Here is an 18422-nt window from a genome sequence, read left to right as displayed (position 1 = left end):
GCGGTGCGGGCCGGCGGCCGGGCTCCGCGGTGCTCAGGGGCGGCTGGTGAGGTATCCGCCCATGGCGGTGAAGTACTCGGTCGCGGGCAGCTCCCGGCCGTCCTCCGTCCGCACCCGGGTGATGGCGAGGCCGTGGTTGAGGCCCGTGCGCGCGTCGGCGCCGGCGACGACCACCACGCCCTCGCCCTCGCGGTAGAAGATGCGGCCGGGCGTGCCGCCGTACCTGCCGTCGGACACGACGGCGGACATCACCTCGAGCCGCTTGCCCCGGTGGAAGGTGAAGGCGTTCGGGTAGGGCGAGGTCTGGGCGCGGACGAGGCGGTCCAGCACCTCGGCGGGCCAGTCCCAGTTGATGCGGATGTCCTCCTCGGCCCGCTTGTGGAAGAACGTCGCCTGCGAGCGGTCCTGCCGGGTGAACTCCGTCTGCCCGGAGGCGATCAGGTCCAGCGCGCCGATGGTGACCGGTGCGATCAGGTCGACCGTCTTGTGGAACAGGTCCACGGAGGTGTCGGCGGGCTCGACCTTCACCGCGCGCTGGTCCACGATGTCGCCGGCGTCGAGCACCTCGTCCATCATGTGGGCCGTGACGCCGACTTCGGTCTCCCCGTTGATGAGCGCCCAGATCAGCGGCGAGAACCCGGCGTACTTCGGCAGCAGCGAGTCATGGACGTTCAGCGTGCCGTGCGGGGGCAGGTCGTAGATGCGCGGCGGGATCCAGGTGCGCCAGTTGTTGGCGACGATGATGTCCGGAGCGGCTTCCTGGAGCAGCTGGAACAGCTCCTCGTCGTCGGGCCGGTTGCGGATGATCACCGGGACGCCGTGCTCCTCGGCCAGGTCCGCTACGGAATCGCTCCAGATCTTCTCGTACGCGTGCTCACTCTTGGGATGCGTCACGACCGTCACCACGTCGTGCTCGGACTCCAGGAGGGCTCGCAGGGTGCGGTGGCCCCAGGTCTGGTAACCGAACATGGCGACCCGCATGGGTTCCTCCTCAGGTGAGCGAATGATCGACGCCAAGTAAAGCAAGCCTTACCTAATGACGCAACGGGCCCTGATTTGCGGCGCGTTAGGTAGGGCACCTGGTGATTAGTCCGCTTTTGTCTGGTCGACAGACTCGTCGAAGTCAGGTTAGCTTTACCTAAGTTCGACTGGCTGCCGCTCTCGGTGTGCCCGCGTCCCGTTCTTTTCGTCCACGCCTGACAGGCGGCTGTCCCGCACGATGGGAGTGACATGTCACAGGTTGATCCTGGCGACGCACCTCTGATCCACGACCTCATAGGAATCGGCTTCGGGCCGTCCAATGTGGCCCTGGCGATCGCGCTCAGCGAGCACAACGCGCGAGTGGGGAGGCAGGAGGCGGTCACGGCGCAGTTCTTCGAGCGCCAGCCGGCCTTCGGCTGGCACCGCGGCATGCTGATCGACGACGCGACGATGCAGGTGTCGTTCCTCAAGGATCTGGTGACGCTGCGGGACCCGTCCAGCGAGTACACGTTCCTGCGCTACCTGCAGAGCAGGGGGCGGCTGATCGACTTCGTCAACGGCAAGAACCTCTTCCCGCTGCGCGTGGAGTTCCACGACTACTTCGAGTGGGCCGCGGCGAAGGTCGACGACATGGTGTCGTACGGCCACGAGGTGGTCTCGGTCGAACCCGTCCTGGTCGACGGGGTGGTGGAGTACGTCGACGTCACGGCCCGCTCGGGCGACGAGACGGTGGTCCACCGTGCCCGCAACCTCGTCGTCGGCACCGGGCTGCGCCCGCTGATGCCGGAGGGCGTCGAGCGCACCGACCGGGTCTGGCACAACTCCGACCTGCTGGCCAAGGTCGACTCCCTGGAGGGCACCGACCCGGCCCGGTTCGTGGTGGTGGGCGCCGGCCAGAGCGCCGCCGAGAACGTGGCCTACCTGCACCGCCGCTTCCCGCAGGCCGAGGTCTGCGCGGTCTTCTCCCGCTACGGCTACAGCCCGGCCGACGACAGCAGCTTCGCCAACCGGATCTTCGACCCGGAAGCGGTCGACGAGTACTTCGCCGCCCCGGACGACGTCAAGCGCAAGCTGATGGGCTACCACGGCAACACCAACTACTCCGTGGTGGACATCGACCTGATCGACGACCTGTACCGCCAGGCGTACCAGGAGAAGGTGCTCGGCACCGAGCGGCTGCACTTCATCAACATCTCCCGGCTGACCGGCGTCGAGGAGGACGGGGACAAGGTCCGCGCCACCGTCACCTCCCTGGTCACCGGCGAGGAGAGCACGCTGGAGGCCGACGTCGTGGTCCTCGCCACCGGGTACAGCCCCGTCGAGCCCCTGAGCCTCCTCGGTGACGTCGCACGGCACTGCCACCGCGACGAGGCGGGCCGCGTCCGGGTCGAGCGCGACTACCGCATCGCGACCGACGACGAACTGCGCTGCGGGATCTACCTCCAGGGCGGCACCGAGCACACCCACGGCATCACCTCCTCGCTGCTGTCCAACACCGCGATCAGGGTCGGCGAGATCCTCGACTCGATCGTCGAGCGCGGCCTGAAGAACGCCTCGGACGCGCCCCGCCCGCTCGCCGGGGACCTCGCCGCGCCCTGACGCGCCCCTGTTCCCGGTCCGCCATCGGCCCGCCCCCCCACATCTCGCCAGGCCCGCCGCCCGTACGCGGCGGGCCCGGCACGCACAGTGAAAACCCCCTGAAAGGAACATCCGTGTCCACTGGTACACGCCCCGCTCCGACGCGGCTCGTGAGATTCGCACCCCGAGTGGCGGTCGCGGCGGTCGCCGCCGTCGCTCTGGCCGCCTGTGGGGGCGGCAACGACAAGGCCTCGTCCAGCGCCTCGGCCGGGTCGGGCGCGAAGTCCGGTGCCTTCCCGGTGACGGTCCAGCACAAGTACGGCAGCACGACGATCGAGTCGGAGCCCAAGCGGATCGTCACCCTGGGCCTCTCGGACCAGGACGCGGTCCTCGCGCTCGGCACCAAGCCCGTCGGCTCGGTGGACTGGTTCAAGGAGAAGCCGTACGGCAAGTGGCCCTGGACCAAGGCCAAGTGGGGCTCCGACACACCTGACATCGTCGGTGAGCGCGACGAGTACAACATGGAGAAGATCGCCGCACTCAAGCCGGACCTGGTCATCGCCCAGTACTCGGGGATGAAGAAGGAGCAGTACGACACGCTCTCCAAGTTCACCAAGGTCGTCGCCCAGCCCAAGGACCTGCCCGACTACGGGGCCTCCTGGCAGGTGATGACCCGGCAGATCGGCGCGTCGCTCGGCAAGAAGGCGCAGGCCGAGAAGCTGATCACCGGCATCGACGCCGACTTCAAGAAGGTCCGCGACGAGCACCCCGAGTTCGCCGCCAAGACCCTCGCCGTGGCCGACAGCTTCGAGGCGGGCAAGTACTCGGCGTTCACGAAGACCGACCCCAAGTCGATCTTCTTCTCCGAGCTGGGCTTCAAGCTGAAGCCGGAGATCGACAAGCTGGCCAAGCCGGGCTGGAACGCCGCCGAACTCAGCTCCGAGAAGCTGAACGTGCTCGACGTCGACCGGCTGGTCTGGGTGACCTCCAGCACCGACGCCAACGACCGGATCAAGGCCGAGCCGCTCTACAAGAACCTCGAGGTCAGCAAGGACAAGCGCGATCTGTTCGTGCCCTACCAGGACCCGGACATCGGCGCCGCGTTCTCCTTCAACACGGTCCTCTCGATCCCCTACGCGATCGACGAGATCGTGCCGCTGCTGACCTCGGTCAAGTAGCCCGCCGCCCCACCTCAGCAGGACCGAACAGGGGTGCCCGTCCGATGGCGTGCCGGCCCGGCACGCCATCGGACGGGACGTCCTCTCCTTGCCCACATCATCAGGGAAAGGCCATTTCGTACGATGTTTGACGCCGAGCCGGACCGGACAACCACCGCCGGGACCCCCATGACCGGTGGGCAGGCCGGGATCTGGCCGGCCCAGCAGATCGAGCCAGCCAGCTCCGCCTACAACATCGTCTTCGCCCTGGACCTGCACGGCGCCACGGATCTCGGCCGGCTCGCCGCCGCCGTCCGCCAGGCCGTAACGGAAGCCGGCTGCCTGCACGTCGAGTTCACCCCGGGGGAGGGCGGACCGCGCCAGAGCGCCGTCACCGCCGGCGTCGAGGTCCCCGTCGTGGACCTGCGCGACGCCCCCGACCCCGAGGCGGCCGCCGACCACTGGGCGGCGGCCGAACGCGAACGGCCCGCACCCCTGGACCGGGCACCGCTCTACGCCCAGGCCCTGCTGCGGCTCGCGGACGACCGGGTCCGCTGGTACCAGCGCTACCACCACATCGTCCTCGACGGCATGGGCGTCACCCTGATCACCCGCCGCGCCGGTGAGCTCTACACGCTGGGCGCGGCGGCAGCCCCTGGCGCCGACTGGTCCCTCGGCCGGCTGGTCGACGCCGACCGGGAGTACCGCGACTCCGCCCGGCACGAGGCGGACCGCGCCTGGTGGCACGAGCGCCTGGCCGGCCGGCCCGAGCCCGTACGGCTCGTCGAGCGCGGCCACTCCCTGACGGCGCGGCGGCTGCGCCGCACCCTCGAACTCACCCCGCAGGAAGCCGGGCGGCTGCACACCGCGGCCGTGAACGCCGCCGTCCGGCCCTCCCGGCTGCTGGTCGCGGCCGTCGCCGCCTACCTGCACCGGGTCACCGGCGAACAGGACCTGGTCCTCGGGCTGCCGGTCGCCGCCCGCCAGGACGCGGTGTCGGCCGTCGTCCCCGGCATGGTCTCCAACCTCGTCCCGCTGCGGCTGACCGTCCGCCCCGGCACCACGGGCGCGGAGCTCGTCGCGGACGTGCGCCGGGAGGTCTCCGAAGCGGCCGCGCACGGACGCCACCGCGCCGAGCACCTGGCCAGGGACCTCGGCCTGGTCGACGGCGTCCGGGAACTCGTCGGCCCCACCGTCAACATCCTGCCCGGGAACGACGGATACGGCTTCGACGGGCTGGACGCCGAACTGCGGCCCGAGTGGCTCGGCCCGGTCAGCGACCTCGCCTTCGCCCTCACCGAGACCCGGGACGGCCGGGGCTTCGTCCACCTCGACGCGGACGCCGACCTCTGCGACGAGGAGACCCTCCGCGATCACGAGCGCCGCTTCCGCACCGTACTGAGCGCCCTCAGCGACCACCCCGGCCGGCCCGTGGGCCGGATCGAGCTCACCTCCGGCGCCGAACGCGAACGGCTGCTGGGCGAACTGGCCGTCTCCCCACGCGAGGTGGCCGAACTCTCCTGGCCCGCCGCGTTCGAGGCGCAGGTCCGGCGCACGCCCGACTCCGTCGCGCTCGTCTGCGAGGACCGCGAGCTCAGCTACGCCGGACTCAACGCCGACGCCAACCGGCTCGCCCGGCTGCTGGTCTCGCGCGGTGTGGGCGCCGCCGACGTCGTCGCCGTGGCCCTTCCGCGCTCCCCGGAACTCGTGGTGGCGCTGCTCGCCGTGATGAAGGCCGGCGCCGCCTACCTCCCGCTGGACGCCGACCACCCCCGGGACCGGACCGCCTACATGCTGTCCGACGCGGGGGCCACCGCCGTACTCACCGTCCGGGACCTGGCGCCCCACCTTCCGGAGTCCGGCGCCCGCCACCTGCTGCTCGACGACCCGGAGACCGCCGCCGCCCTCGCCGCCCAGGAGCCCGCCGACCCCGGCGTCCCGGTCGTCCTGGACCAGGCCGCCTACGTCATCTACACCTCCGGCTCCACCGGACGCCCCAAGGGCGTGATCGTCACCCACGACGGCGTCGGCAGCCTCATCGCCACGGCCACCGACCGGATCGGCGTCACCTCCGACAGCCGCGTCGTGCAGTTCGCCTCCGCCGGCTTCGACGTGACGGTCTGGGACCTGATCATGTCGCTGTGCGCCGGCGGCCGGATCATCGTCGTCCCCGCCGAACGGCGGGTCGCCGGATCCGCCCTCACCGACTACATCGCACACCACCGTGCCACCCACATGATCCTGCCCCCCTCACTCGTCTCGGCGCTGCCGCCGGAGTGCGAACTGCCCGAGGGCGCAGTCCTCGTCGTCGGCACCGAGGCGGTCCCCGGCGAGCTGATCGCCCGCTGGTCCGGGCGGCTCCAGGTCGTCGTCGCGTACGGGCTGACCGAGGCCACCGTCAACTCCACCCTGTGGCTCGCCCGTTCCGGCAGGCCGGGCCCCACCCCCATCGGGCGGCCCGACCCCAACACCCGCACCTACGTCCTGGACGCCGCACTGCGGCCGGTGCCGGTGGGCGTCGAGGGCGAGCTGTACGTCGCCGGGCGCGGCCTCGCCCGCGGCTACCTCGGCCGCTCCGCCCTGACCTCGGAACGCTTCGTCGCCGACCCGTACGGCGAGCCCGGCACCCGGATGTACCGCACCGGCGACCGGGTCCGCTGGGGGAGCGACGGCAATCTGGAGTTCCTGGGCCGGGCCGACGGCCAGATCAAGATCCGGGGTCACCGGATCGAACCGGGCGAGATCGAGAGCGCCTTCATGGCCGCCCCCGGGATCGCCCAGGCCGCCGTCCTGGTCCGCGACGACCACCGGGGCGTCAAGCGCCTCGTCGCCTACCTGGTCGGGGACGGCCACGACGCCGCCGCCACCGAGGCCGCCGTCACCGCCGCACGCGCCCAGGTGGCCGCGGCCCTGCCGGACCACATGGTGCCGACCGCCGTCGTCGTCCTGGACGGCCCCCTCCCGCTCACGCCCAACGGCAAGCTCGACACCCGCGCCCTGCCCGAGCCCCGGTGGACCGAGGTCAGCGGCACCGACGCGCCCACCGGGCCGGCCGAGACCACGCTCGCCGCCCTGTTCGCCCAGCTGCTCGACCTGCCCGCCGTGGGCGTCCGGAGCAGCTTCTTCGAGCTCGGCGGCGACAGCATCATCGCGATCCAGCTGGTGAACCGCGCCCGTGAGGCCGGTCTCACGATCAGCCCGCGCGACGTCTTCCGGCTCCGCACCGTGGCTGCCCTGGCCCGCGCCGCCGGGACGACGAGCGCCCCGCAGGCACCGGCGGCCGTTCTGGACGAGGACGCGCTGCCCGTCTCGCCGCTCCAGGAGGGCTTCTTCTTCCACGCCGCCCTCGACGAGGGCACCGCCGACCTCTACCGCGTCCAGGAACTGCTGGAACTCGACGGGCTCGTCGACCCGGACCGGCTGCGTGCGGCGCTCCAACTGCTCCTGGACCGGCACCCCTTGCTGCGTGCCTCGTACCGCCAGCTGCCCGGCGGCGAGGTCGTCCAGCGCCTCGCGGACCACGTCACCCTGCCCTGGCAGGAGGCCGACACCGCCGAGACCGCCCTCGACGACGTCCTGCGGGCCGACCGCGCCCGGCCCTTCGACCTGGCCCGGCCGCCGCTGCTGCGCGCCACCCTCGTCCGCGACGGCCACCGCCACCGGCTGCTGCTCACCCTGCACCACATCGTCGCCGACGGCTGGTCCGTCTCCGTGCTGCTGCGCGAACTCATGGCCGCCTACCGGGGCGACGAACTCCCCGCACCGGCCGACCCCCGCCCCTACCTCGCATGGCTGGCCGGCCGGGACCGGGACGCCGCACGGGAGGCGTGGCGCCAGGCGCTCCGCGCGCTGGACGGGCCGACCCGGCTGGCCGCCCCCGACGCGGCGGACGGCGAGCGGGCCCCGGCCAGGCCGGAACAGGTGGACACCCGGCTGCCCGAGGAGCTCACCGCCGCGCTCACCGCGTACGCGCGCACCCACGGCCTCACCCTGAGCACCGTCATGCACGGCGCGTGGGCGCTGCTGCTCGGCGCGCTCACCGGCAGCGGCGACCTCGTCTTCGGCACCACCGTGTCCGGCCGGACCACCGAGGTCGCGGGCCTGGACTCGGCGGTCGGCCTGTTCATCAACACCGTCCCCGCCCGGGTGGTCCTGCGGCCCGAGGAGTCCCTCACCGAACTGCTGCGCCGCGTCCAGGCCGAGCACACCGCGCTCCTGGACCACCAGCACCTCGGCCTGGCCGACATCCAGCGGATCGCCGGCGGAGGTGAACTCTTCGACACCCTCGTGGTGTTCGAGAACCACCCCACCCCGCAGACGCCCGCCGGCCACGGCCCCGAGGCGCTGCGCATCACCGGCAACGACATCACCGACGCCGTGCACTACCCCTCGCGCTCGTCGTCGAGCCGGGCGACGGCGCACTGCTGCTGCGGTTCAAGCACGACGCGGCCCGCTTCGACCCGGTCACCGTCGCCGTCCTCGCCAACCGGTTCACCGCACTGCTGCGCACCCTGGTCTGCGAACCCGGCCGCACCGTCGCCCGGACCGGCCTGCTGTCCGAGCGCGAGCACGCGCACCTCGCGGAGCTGAACGCCACCGCACGGCCCGTCCCCGGGGCCACCCTCGCCTCGCTGTTCGCCGACCGGGCGGCCCGTACCCCGGACGCCCCCGCCGTGGTCTTCGAGGACACCACGCTGACCTATGCCGAACTCGACCGGCGCGCCGAGGCGCTGGCCCGGCGGCTGCGGTCGCGCGGGGCAGGGCCGGAGCAGTACATCGCGGTGGCCGTGCCCCGCTCGGCCGAACTGATGGTGGCGCTGCTGGGCGTCCTGAAGACCGGCGCCGGCTATCTGCCGGTCGACCTCGACTACCCCGCCGAGCGGGTCGCCTTCGTGCTCGCCGACTCCGGCACACGCACCGTCGTGACCACGGCGCGGGCGGCCGGACGGCTGCCCGCCGTACCGGACGCCGACCTGCTGCTCATCGACGACGGGAACGACGACGACGGGAAGGACCCCGACGGTGTCGCGGCCGCCACCGAGGCCCCCGTGCGGCACGCAGGACCCGACCACCCGGCCTATCTGATCTACACCTCCGGCTCCACCGGCCGCCCCAAGGGCGTCGCCGTCACACACCGGGCCGTCGTCAACCGGCTCGCGTGGATGCAGGGGGAGTACGGGCTCGGCGCGGACGACCGGGTCCTGCAGAAGACCCCGGCCGCCTTCGACGTCTCCGTGTGGGAGTTCTTCTGGCCCCTGCTGGAGGGCGCGACCGTCGTACTCGCCCGCCCCGGCGGGCACCGCGACCCCGGCTACCTCGCCGGGCTGATCCGGACCCGGCGGATCACCACGCTCCACTTCGTGCCGTCCATGCTGGCCGCCTTCACCCAGGCCCTGGACTCCGCCGCCGACCACCCGGACTGGGCGGCGAGCCTGCGGCGGGTGTTCTGCAGCGGCGAGGCCCTCACCGGGGCCCAGGCCGCGCACTGGTCGGAGCTGACGGCCCGCTCCGGGCGGGCCCCCGTCCCGCTGCACAACCTCTACGGACCCACCGAGGCGGCGGTGGACGTGACCTCCTTCGCCTACGTCCACGACGGCGGCCCGGGGCCGGCCGTGCCCATCGGCCGCCCGGTGTGGAACACCCGGCTGCACGTACTGGACCCGTACCTGCGCCAGGTCCCCGACGGGGTACCGGGAGAGCTCTACCTCGCCGGAGTGCAACTGGCGCGGGGGTACCACGACCGGCCGGGCACCACCGCCGAACGCTTCGTGGCCGACCCCTTCGGCGGACCGGGCGAGCGCATGTACCGCACCGGAGACCTGGTGCGGCGCCGCGCCGACGGTGCCGTCGAGTACCTCGGCCGCACCGACCGGCAGGTCAAGATCCGGGGCAACCGCATCGAACTCGGCGAGATCGAGGCCGCCCTGACCGCCCTGGCGGGCGTCGCCCGTGCGGCGGTGACCGTCCGGGACGGCGCGCTGGCCGGCTACGCCGTGCCCGTACCCGGCACGGTCCTGGACACCGACGCCCTGCGCGCGGCGCTGGCCGACGCGCTGCCCGCGCCCATGGTGCCGGGCACCGTCTTGGCCCTGGACACCCTGCCGCTGACGCCCAACGGCAAGCTCGACCGGAACGCCCTGCCGGCCGCCGCGCCCGCCCCCCGTAGCGGCGGCCGGGCCCCGCGCGACGAGCGCGAGAGCGCCCTGTGCGAGATCTTCACCGAGGTGCTCGGCATGCCCGGGATCGGCGTGGACGACGACTTCTTCGTCATCGGCGGCGACAGCCTCAGCTCGATCGCCGTCGCCACCCGGGCCCGCGCCCGGGGTCTGGTGATCGGCCCCCGCGACGTGTTCGAGAGCCGGACCCCGGCCGCCCTGGCCGCCGTCGCGCGCACCGCGGCACCCGGCCCCTCCGCTCCGTCCGAGCCCTCCGCCCCCTCCGCCGCCGAACCGGCCGCCCCCGCCCCCGCCGAAGCCGTGACCGTGCCCGCGGCCGAGGCCGGACAGGCCGCCGCCGCACTCCAGGCCGTACTGGCCCTCCAGGAGCAGTCCGGCGCCGACGTGGACCCCGCCCTGCGGGCCCTGCTCGCCCAGCTGACCTCCGCAGCCGGCCCCGAGCCGGAGCCGGACCGGCCCGCGCCGCTGGGCGGCCTGGTGCTCTCGGGGCAGGAGACCGACCGCGTCGCCGCCACCGCCGGGTTCCCGGTCGACGACATCTGGCCGCTCTCCCCGCTCCAGGAGGGCATGTACTTCCACGCCACCTACGACGCGGGCGAGGCGCTCGACGTCTACCTCTCCCAGGAGACCCTGGACTTCGACCGCCGCGTCGACCCCGACCGGCTGCGCGCCGCCTGCCGGGCGCTGCTGGCCCGCAACACCGGCCTGCGGGCCGGGTTCACCGCCGACGGGCTGCCCCGCCCCGTCCAGTTCATCGTGGACGGCGCCGAGGTCCCGCTCGTCGAGGCGGACCTCTCCGGGCTGCCCGCAGCGCAGCAGCACAGCCGGGTCCGGGAGCTGCTGGCCGCCGACCGGCGGCAGCGCTTCGACCTGTCCGCGCCCCCGCTGTGCCGGCTGCTCCTCATCCGGCTCGGGGACGGCCGGGACCGGCTCGTGATCACCCACCACCTCATCCTGTGGGACGGCTGGTCCGCGTGGCTGTTCCTGGAGGAGCTGTTCACGCTCTACGAGCGGGCCGGCGACGCCACCGGGCTCCCGTTGCCCGGCTCCTACCGCGACTACCTCGGCTGGCTGGACGAGCAGGACACAGGCGCCGCGCTGGAGGCCTGGCGCCGGTCGCTCTCCGGCTTCGACGAGCCGACGCTGCTCGCCCCGTCCGGGCGCGACACCGGCCCGGTCATCCCGGCCGATTACGACACCGTGCTCGGCCCGGAGACCAGCGAACTGCTGCGGACCGCGGCCCGCCGCCACGGGCTCACCCTGAACACCGTGCTGAACGCGGCCTGGGCCCTGGTGCTCTCCGCGATGACCGGCCGCGCCGACGTCGCCTTCGGCACCGCCGTCGCCGGACGGCCCGCGGACGTACCGGACGCGGCCGGAATCATCGGGATGTTCCTCAACACCATCCCGGCCCGCGTCGCCTTCACCCCGGACGAGCCGCTCCTCGGCCTGCTGCGCCGGATGCAGTCCGAGCGCGCCGCCGTCATGCCGTACGAGTACGTCGGGCTCGGCGCCCTCCAGCAGGAGACCGGACACCGCCGGCTGTTCGACACCCTGTTCGTCCTGCGCTCGGCCGACGGCGAGGACCGCGCGGCCGAACTGCGGCGGCTCCACGGCATCACCGCCATGTCCAACGTGGACGGCACGCACTTCCCGCTCACGCTGATCGTCACCCCCGGCAGCCGGCTGCGGATCACCCTGGCCGCCCGGCCGGACCTGTTCGGCGCCGAGGCCGCGACCACCATCCTCGACCGGTTCACCGAGGTGCTCGGCCGGCTCACCGAGGCCCTCGACGCCGGGGCCCCGGCCCGCACCGCGGGTGTCGACCTGCTGCTGCCCGCCGAGCGGGCCGCCATCGCCGCCGCACAGCTCACCGGCCGCGAGCCGGTGCCCGACGAGACGGTCGCCGATCTGCTGGCCGCCCAGGTCGCCCGCACCCCGGACGCGGTGGCGCTCGTCTTCGGCGAGCAGACCCTCACGTACGCCGAGCTGGACGCCCGCGTCAACCGGCTCGCCCGGCTGCTGCTCGCCCGGGGCGCCGGACCGGAGAAGGTCGTGGCGCTCGCGCTGCCGCGCTCCACCGAGATGGTGGCCGCGCTCTTCGCCGTACTGCGCACCGGCGCCGCCTACCTTCCCCTCGACCTGGACCACCCCGCCGACCGGCTGCGCCTGATGGCGCGTGACAGCGGACCGCTGTGCCTGCTGTCCACCACCGCCGTCGCCCCGTCATTGCGCGACGCGGACGGACCCGCCGCACCCGAACTCCTGCTGGACGAGGCGGCCGTGGCCGCCGAACTGGCCGCGCTGCCGGGAGGCGAGGTCACCGACGCCGAGCGGCCCGCGTTCGCGCACGGGGTGCCGGGCCGCCTCGACCACCCCGCGTACGTCATCTACACCTCGGGCTCCACCGGCCGCCCCAAGGGCGTCGTCACCCCGTACCGCGGGCTGACGAACATGCAGTTCAACCACCAGAAGGAGATCTTCGACCCGGCCATCGCCTCGGCGGGCGGACGGCGGCTGCGCATCGCGCACACCGTGTCCTTCGCCTTCGACATGTCCTGGGAGGAACTGCTGTGGCTGGTCGAGGGCCATGAGGTCCACGTCTGCGACGAGGAACTGCGCCGCGACGCCGAGGCGCTGGTCGCGTACTGCGACAGCCACCGCATCGACGTGGTCAACGTGACCCCCACCTACGCCCAGCTCCTCATCGAGGAGGGCCTCCTCGACCGCGACGAGGCCGCCGGCAAGCACCGGCCCGCACTGGTCCTGCTCGGCGGCGAAGCCGTCCCCGACACCGTCTGGACCCGGCTGCGCCGCACCGAGGGCGTCTACGGCTACAACCTCTACGGGCCGACCGAGTACACGATCAACACGCTCGGCGCCTCCACCGCCGACAGCACGACCTCCACGGTCGGGGTACCGATCCGGGGCACCCGCGCCCACATCCTGGACCCGATGCTGCGCCCCGTCCCGCCGGGCAGCCCCGGCGAGCTGTACATCGCCGGCACGGGCCTGGCCCGCGGCTACCACGACCGGACCGCGCTGACGGCCGAGCGGTTCGTCGCCGACCCGTTCGGCGCACCGGGTGAGCGCATGTACCGCACCGGCGACCTGGTGCGCCAACGCCCCGACGGGCTCATCGACTTCCTCGGCCGCACCGACGACCAGGTGAAGATCCGCGGCTACCGCATCGAGCTGGGCGAGATCTCCACGGCCCTGTCCACGCACCCCGAGGTCGCGCACGCGGCGGTCGTCGTGTCGGAGCGATCGGGCACCAAGCGCCTGGTCGGCTACGTGGTGCCGGAGGAGGGCGCGCGCTCCGAGGACGGTCCCGGGGCCGACAGCACGCTGATCCGCCGGCTGCGCGAGCACCTGAAGACGCGGCTGCCGGACTACATGGTCCCCGCAGCCCTCGTCACCCTGGGCACGCTGCCCCTGACCGTCAACGGCAAGCTGGACGTCCGGGCGCTGCCCGCACCCGACCTCGCCGGTACGGGCAACGGCCGCGCCCCGCGCGACCCGCGCGAGGAGACGCTCTGCGCCCTGTTCGCGGAGGTGCTCGGACTGCCGGCCGGTAGTGTGGACATCGACAGCGACTTCTTCGACCTGGGCGGGCACTCGCTGCTGGCCACCCGGCTGGTCAGCCGGGCCCGTACCGCGCTCGACGCCGAACTGGCGATCCGCGACCTCTTCGAGGCACCGACCGTCGCGGAACTGGTGGCCCGCGCCGCCCGTACCGACGGCGCCGCCCGACCGGCGCTGACCGCAGGCGACCGGCCCGACCGGCTGCCGCTGTCCCACGCCCAGCAGCGGCTGTGGGTCATCCAGCAGATCGAGTGCACCTCGGCCGCGTACAACTTCTCGCTGGCCATGCGGCTGCGCGGCCCGCTGGACCTGGCCGCCTGGCGCACCGCGCTCGCCGATGTGACGGCACGTCATGAGGCCCTGCGTACGGTCTTCTTCACGGCCTCCGACGGCCAGGTGTTCCAGCGGGTGCTGCCCGCCGACGAGGCGCACCCGGTGGTGGAGTGCCTGCGGGCCACCGAGGACGAGGTACCCGGCATCATCGACACGGTCGTCAACCGGCCCTTCGACCTCGCCGCCGAACTGCTGCTGCGCGTCACGGTCGTGGAGCTCTCGCCCGAGGACCACGTCGTCGTGCTGCTGCTGCACCACATCACCACCGACGAATGGTCCGACCGGCCGTTCCTGCGGGACCTGGCCACCGCCTACGCGGCCCGCCTCGCAGGCGGGGCGCCCGACTGGGAGCCGCTGCCCGTCCAGTACGCCGACTACGCGCTGTGGCAGGACCGGCTGCTGGGCGACCCCGCCGACGGGACCAGCCTGGCCGCCCGGCAGCTGGACCACTGGCGTACGGCCCTGGCCGGTGCCCCGGAAGAGCTCGAACTGCCCACCGACCGGGCCAGGCCCGCCCGCCCGGCGTTCTCCGGCGCCGAACTCGACATCGCCTTCGACGCCCCGGTGCACGCCGGACTGAAGTGGCTCGCCCGGGAGACCGGCGCCAGCATGTTCATGGTGGTGCACGCGGCCGTGGCCGCGCTGCTGCACCGCATGGGCGCCGGGACGGACATCCCGCTCGGCTCGCCCATCGCGGGGCGCGGTGACGAGGCACTGGACGAACTGGTCGGCTTCTTCGTCAACACCCTGGTACTGCGCACCGACCTCGGCGGCGACCCCAGCTTCACCGAACTCCTCACCCGGGTCCGTGACACCGACCTGGCGGCGTTCTCGCACGCCGACGTGCCCTTCGAATCGGTCGTGGAGGCCCTCAACCCGACCCGCTCGCTCTCCCGCAACCCGCTCTTCCAGGTGATGGTCGGCTACCACGCCCGCACCGGCGACGAACTCGGACTGCCGGGCCTGGACGTGGAGTTCGTGCCGTTCCGGATCCGCTCCGCCAAGTTCGACCTGGTGTTCAGCTTCACCGAGCACACCGCGCGGGACGGCGGCCCCGGATCGCTCGGCTGCCGGCTCGAATTCGCCACCGAGCTGTTCGACCGGGAGACCGCCGAGGCCATCGGTGAGCGGCTGCGCACCCTGGTCGCCGCGCTCGTCGCCGAGCCCGGACAGCCGCTGTCCCGGGCGGAGATCCTCTCCGGCCAGGAGCGGCACACCGTCCTGGAGGGCTTCAACGACACCGCGCGCGAGGTCGAGGAGGAGTCCCTGCCCGCACTGTTCGCCCGCAGGCTCACCGAACGGCCCGACGCCGTGGCCGTGGTGGACCGGTCCCGCTCGGTGACGTACGCCGAGCTCGACGACCGGGCCCGCCGCATCGCCCGGCTGCTCGCCGCGCACGGCGTCGGCGCCGAGAGCGTGGTCGGCGTCGCCGTTCCCCGGTCCGTGGACATGATCGCCACCGTGCTCGCCGCGATGAAGCTGGGCGCGGCCTTCCTGCCGCTCGACCTGATCCACCCGGGGGACCGGCTCTCCTACATGATCGAGGACTCGGGGGCGGCCCTGGTCGTCGGCACCGAGACCGTCGCGGGGAAGATCCCCGACGCGGCGGGCGTCCCGGTCGTCCTGCTGGACGCGCCGGACACCGCCGAGGCACTGCGGGAGCCGGCCCCGGCCGCCGGACCCGGCGGGCCCGCAGGCCTGGACCAGGCCGCGTACGTGATCTACACCTCCGGCTCGACCGGCCGCCCCAAGGGCGTGATCGTTCCCCACGAGGGGATCTCCTCCCTCGTGGCCACCGCCGTCGACCGGATGAACCTGCGGCGCGACAGCCGGGTGCTCCAGTTCGCCTCCACCGGCTTCGACGTCTTCGTCTTCGAACTCGCCATGGCGCTGTGCCACGGCGGCAGCCTCGTCCTCATCACCGACGAGGCCCGGGTCGCGGGACCGGCGCTGACCGACTTCCTCGCGGACCGGCGGATCACCCACATGATCCTGCCGCCGTCCCTGGTATCGGCCCTCCCGCCCGGCTGCGAACTGCCCGCAGGATCGACCGTGCTGGTCGGCACCGAGACGGTGCCGCCGGACCTCTTCGACCGCTTCGGCGCCACCGCCGACCTGATCTGCGCCTACGGGCTCACCGAGGCGACGGTCAACTCGACGTTGTGGAGCGCCCGCGAGCACGGCGGCGCCCCCGCCGGCCGGGTGCCCATCGGCCGCCCCGACCCCAACACCCGGGCCTACGTGCTCGACGAGCGGCTGCGGCCCGTACCGCCGGGTGTGGTGGGCGAGCTGTACGTCGCCGGGCGCGGGCTCGCCCGGGGCTACCTCGGCAAGCAGGCCCTCACCTCGGAGCGGTTCGTCGCCGATCCCTTCGGGGCGCCCGGCAGCCGGATGTACCGCACCGGCGACCGCGCCCGACGGCGCCGCGACGGCAACCTCGACTTCCTCGGCCGGGCCGACACCCAGGTGAAGGTGCGCGGCTTCCGCATCGAGCTGGGCGAGATCGAGGCGGCGCTCGCCGGACACCCCGGCGTCGCCCAGGCCGCGGTGGTCCCCGACCGGGACGGCGACATCGTCCGGCTGATCGCCTACGCGGTGCCCGAGTCCGGCGAACCCGACCCGCAGGAACTGCGCGCCCACATGGCCGGGCTGCTCCCCGAGTACATGGTCCCGGCCCTGGTGGTGCCGCTGGACGGCCCGCTGCCGCTCACGCCCAACGGCAAGCTGGACCGTGCGGCGCTGCCCGCGCCCGACTGGTCCGCGATGACGACCGACGCCCGCCCGGCCACCCCGGCCCAGGCCAGGATCGCCGCACTGTTCTGCGAGATCCTCAAGCTGGACGACGTCGGCGTGCACGACAGCTTCTTCGCGCTCGGCGGCCATTCCATGGCCTCGATGCGGCTGCTCGGCCGCATCCGCGCCGAGTTCGGCGTCGAGCTGAGCATCAGGGACGTCTTCGACGCGCTCACCGTCGCCGGCATCGCCGGCGCGCTGGAGGGCGCGGCCACCGCCCATGAGGGTGCGGGCACGGAGCGGCCCGCACTGCGCCCGGCCGTACAGCGCGCCGGGGAACCGCCGGCGGCGCCCGTCCAGGACTGGCAGTGGCAGGCCTCCCGCGACGCGCGGGGCGTCGACCACGCGCTGACGCTGCGCTCCGCAGGCGGGCTCGACGCCGAGGTGCTGGCCGCCGCCCTGGCCGATGTGGTGGCCCGGCACGAGCCGCTGCGCACCGCCTTCGCCGAACGCGACGGCGTCCTGTACCAGCGGCCCGCCGCAGCGCCCGTACTGACCGAGGAGCCGTGCGCCGACCTGGACGCCCGGCTGGCCGAACTCGCGGGCACGGCACCCGATCCGGGCGCCGAGGCGCCGCTCAGGGCGCATCTGCTCACCGGACCCGACGGCGCCCAGGCGCTGCTGCTGACCATGCACTACCTCGCCGTCGACGAGTGGTCGGTCGTGCCGCTCCTGCGCGACCTGGTCACCGCCCACGCGGCCCGTGCCCAGGGCCTCGCCCCCGGCTGGCAGCCGCTGCCGGTCGGCTACGCGGACTACGCGCACTGGGCCCACGAGGTCCTGGGCGACCCCGCGGACCCGGACAGCCGGGGCGGGCAGCAGCTCGCCTACTGGCGCCGGACACTCGATGGGCTCCCGGACCGGCTCGCCCTGCCCGCCGACGGCCCGCACCGGGCAGGACCGGACAGCAGCGTCAGGCCCGGGGCCCACGTCGGCTTCGTCCTCGACGAGGAGCTGCACGCCGCCGTGGACCGCCTCGCGCGGGCCACCGGCACCAGCATGTTCATGGTGCTCCACTCGGCGCTCGCCGCACTGCTCACCGGGCACGGCGCGGGCACCGACCTGCCGATCGGCACGATGGTCGCCGGACGCACCGACGACCAGCTCGCCGATCTGGTCGGCTGCTTCTTCAACACCGTGGTGCTGCGCACCGGCACGGCGGGCGACCCCACCTTCACGGAACTGCTGACCCGGGTACGGGAGACGACGCTGAGCGCCCTGGACCGGCAGGACGTCCCGTTCGACGCCGTCGTCCGGGCCGCCGGACTCCCGCCCCGGGGCCCGCAGGTCATGGTCATCCACCACGAACAGGCCGACCCGGAACAGCTGGAGGGCGGCATCGGCTCGCTCTCGGCCGTACCGACCGGCGTCACCCGGGCCGACCTGACCCTCAGTTTCTACGAGCCGCGCGGCGACGGACCGGTGCACTGCGCGCTGATCCACGCCACCGATCTGCTGGGCACCGCAGAGGCCCGGCGCCTGGCCGACGCCTACCTGGAGCTGCTGCACCGTGCGGCGGCCCATCCGGAGCAGCCGCTGTCCGAGCTGTTCACCGCACTGTCCAAGAGGAGTGACAACGCATGACGACCAACCCGTTCGAGGACCCGCAGGGCACCTTCCTGGTCCTGGTCAACGACGAGAACCAGCACTCGCTGTGGCCCGCCTTCGCCGAGGTCCCCGCCGGCTGGCGGACCGCATTCGGCGCGGACACCCGCGAAGCCTGCCTCGCCCACGTGGAGGCGAACTGGACGGACCTGCGACCCGCGAGCCTGGTCGCCCTCCAGGGCTGACCGGCAGTACGACGCCGCCCCTCGCCGAG

General features: G+C 73.4%; 6 protein-coding genes. 5 read left to right on the top strand and 1 reads right to left on the bottom strand.

Annotated elements, in window-relative coordinates; all coding sequences use genetic code 11:
- Positions 1-33: 33 nt before the first annotated feature.
- Entirely contained in the window at positions 34-981 is a 948-nt protein-coding gene (locus tag EDD93_RS37745; protein WP_123531219.1) for a methionyl-tRNA formyltransferase, read from the bottom strand.
- Between the two features lie 249 nt (positions 982-1230).
- Here EDD93_RS37745 and EDD93_RS37740 point away from each other — a divergent pair, with 249 nt between their 5' ends.
- From EDD93_RS37740 to EDD93_RS37725, 5 genes are all read left to right on the top strand, one after another.
- A complete protein-coding gene (locus tag EDD93_RS37740) occupies positions 1231-2580 on the top strand; it encodes a lysine N(6)-hydroxylase/L-ornithine N(5)-oxygenase family protein (protein WP_123531217.1) in 1350 nt (449 codons plus the stop codon).
- 149 nt (positions 2581-2729) lie between these two features.
- Complete coding sequence (locus EDD93_RS37735; protein WP_260256122.1) at positions 2730-3737, top strand: iron-siderophore ABC transporter substrate-binding protein; 1008 nt, start codon at positions 2730-2732, stop codon at positions 3735-3737.
- A 168-nt stretch (positions 3738-3905) separates the two neighbouring features.
- On the top strand, positions 3906-8306 hold the full coding sequence (locus tag EDD93_RS40630) for an amino acid adenylation domain-containing protein (RefSeq protein WP_260256121.1): 4401 nt from the start codon (positions 3906-3908) through the stop codon (positions 8304-8306).
- A gap of 83 nt (positions 8307-8389) precedes the next feature.
- Positions 8390-18187: a non-ribosomal peptide synthetase gene (locus EDD93_RS37730; protein WP_260256120.1), complete on the top strand. Its 9798-nt coding sequence runs from the start codon at positions 8390-8392 to the stop codon at positions 18185-18187.
- Positions 18184-18393 (top strand): MbtH family protein, encoded by a 210-nt coding sequence (locus tag EDD93_RS37725; protein WP_123531213.1) that lies wholly within the window; start codon positions 18184-18186, stop codon positions 18391-18393. Before EDD93_RS37730 ends, EDD93_RS37725 begins: the two co-directional genes overlap by 4 nt.
- Positions 18394-18422 lie beyond the last annotated feature (29 nt).

It is taken from the genome of Streptomyces sp. 840.1 (assembly GCF_003751445.1).
Taxonomy (GTDB): domain Bacteria; phylum Actinomycetota; class Actinomycetes; order Streptomycetales; family Streptomycetaceae; genus Streptomyces.
Note: the sequence above shows the minus strand (reverse complement) of the source record. Positions and strands in the feature narration are given on the sequence as shown.

Coding starts and splice junctions, on each gene's coding strand:
- EDD93_RS40630 (WP_260256121.1), top strand. CDS start 3,906: ATGACCGGTGGGCAGGCCGGGATCTGGCCGGCCCAGCAGATCGAGCCA.
- EDD93_RS37745 (WP_123531219.1), bottom strand. CDS start 981: ATGCGGGTCGCCATGTTCGGTTACCAGACCTGGGGCCACCGCACCCTG.
- EDD93_RS37725 (WP_123531213.1), top strand. CDS start 18,184: ATGACGACCAACCCGTTCGAGGACCCGCAGGGCACCTTCCTGGTCCTG.
- EDD93_RS37740 (WP_123531217.1), top strand. CDS start 1,231: ATGTCACAGGTTGATCCTGGCGACGCACCTCTGATCCACGACCTCATA.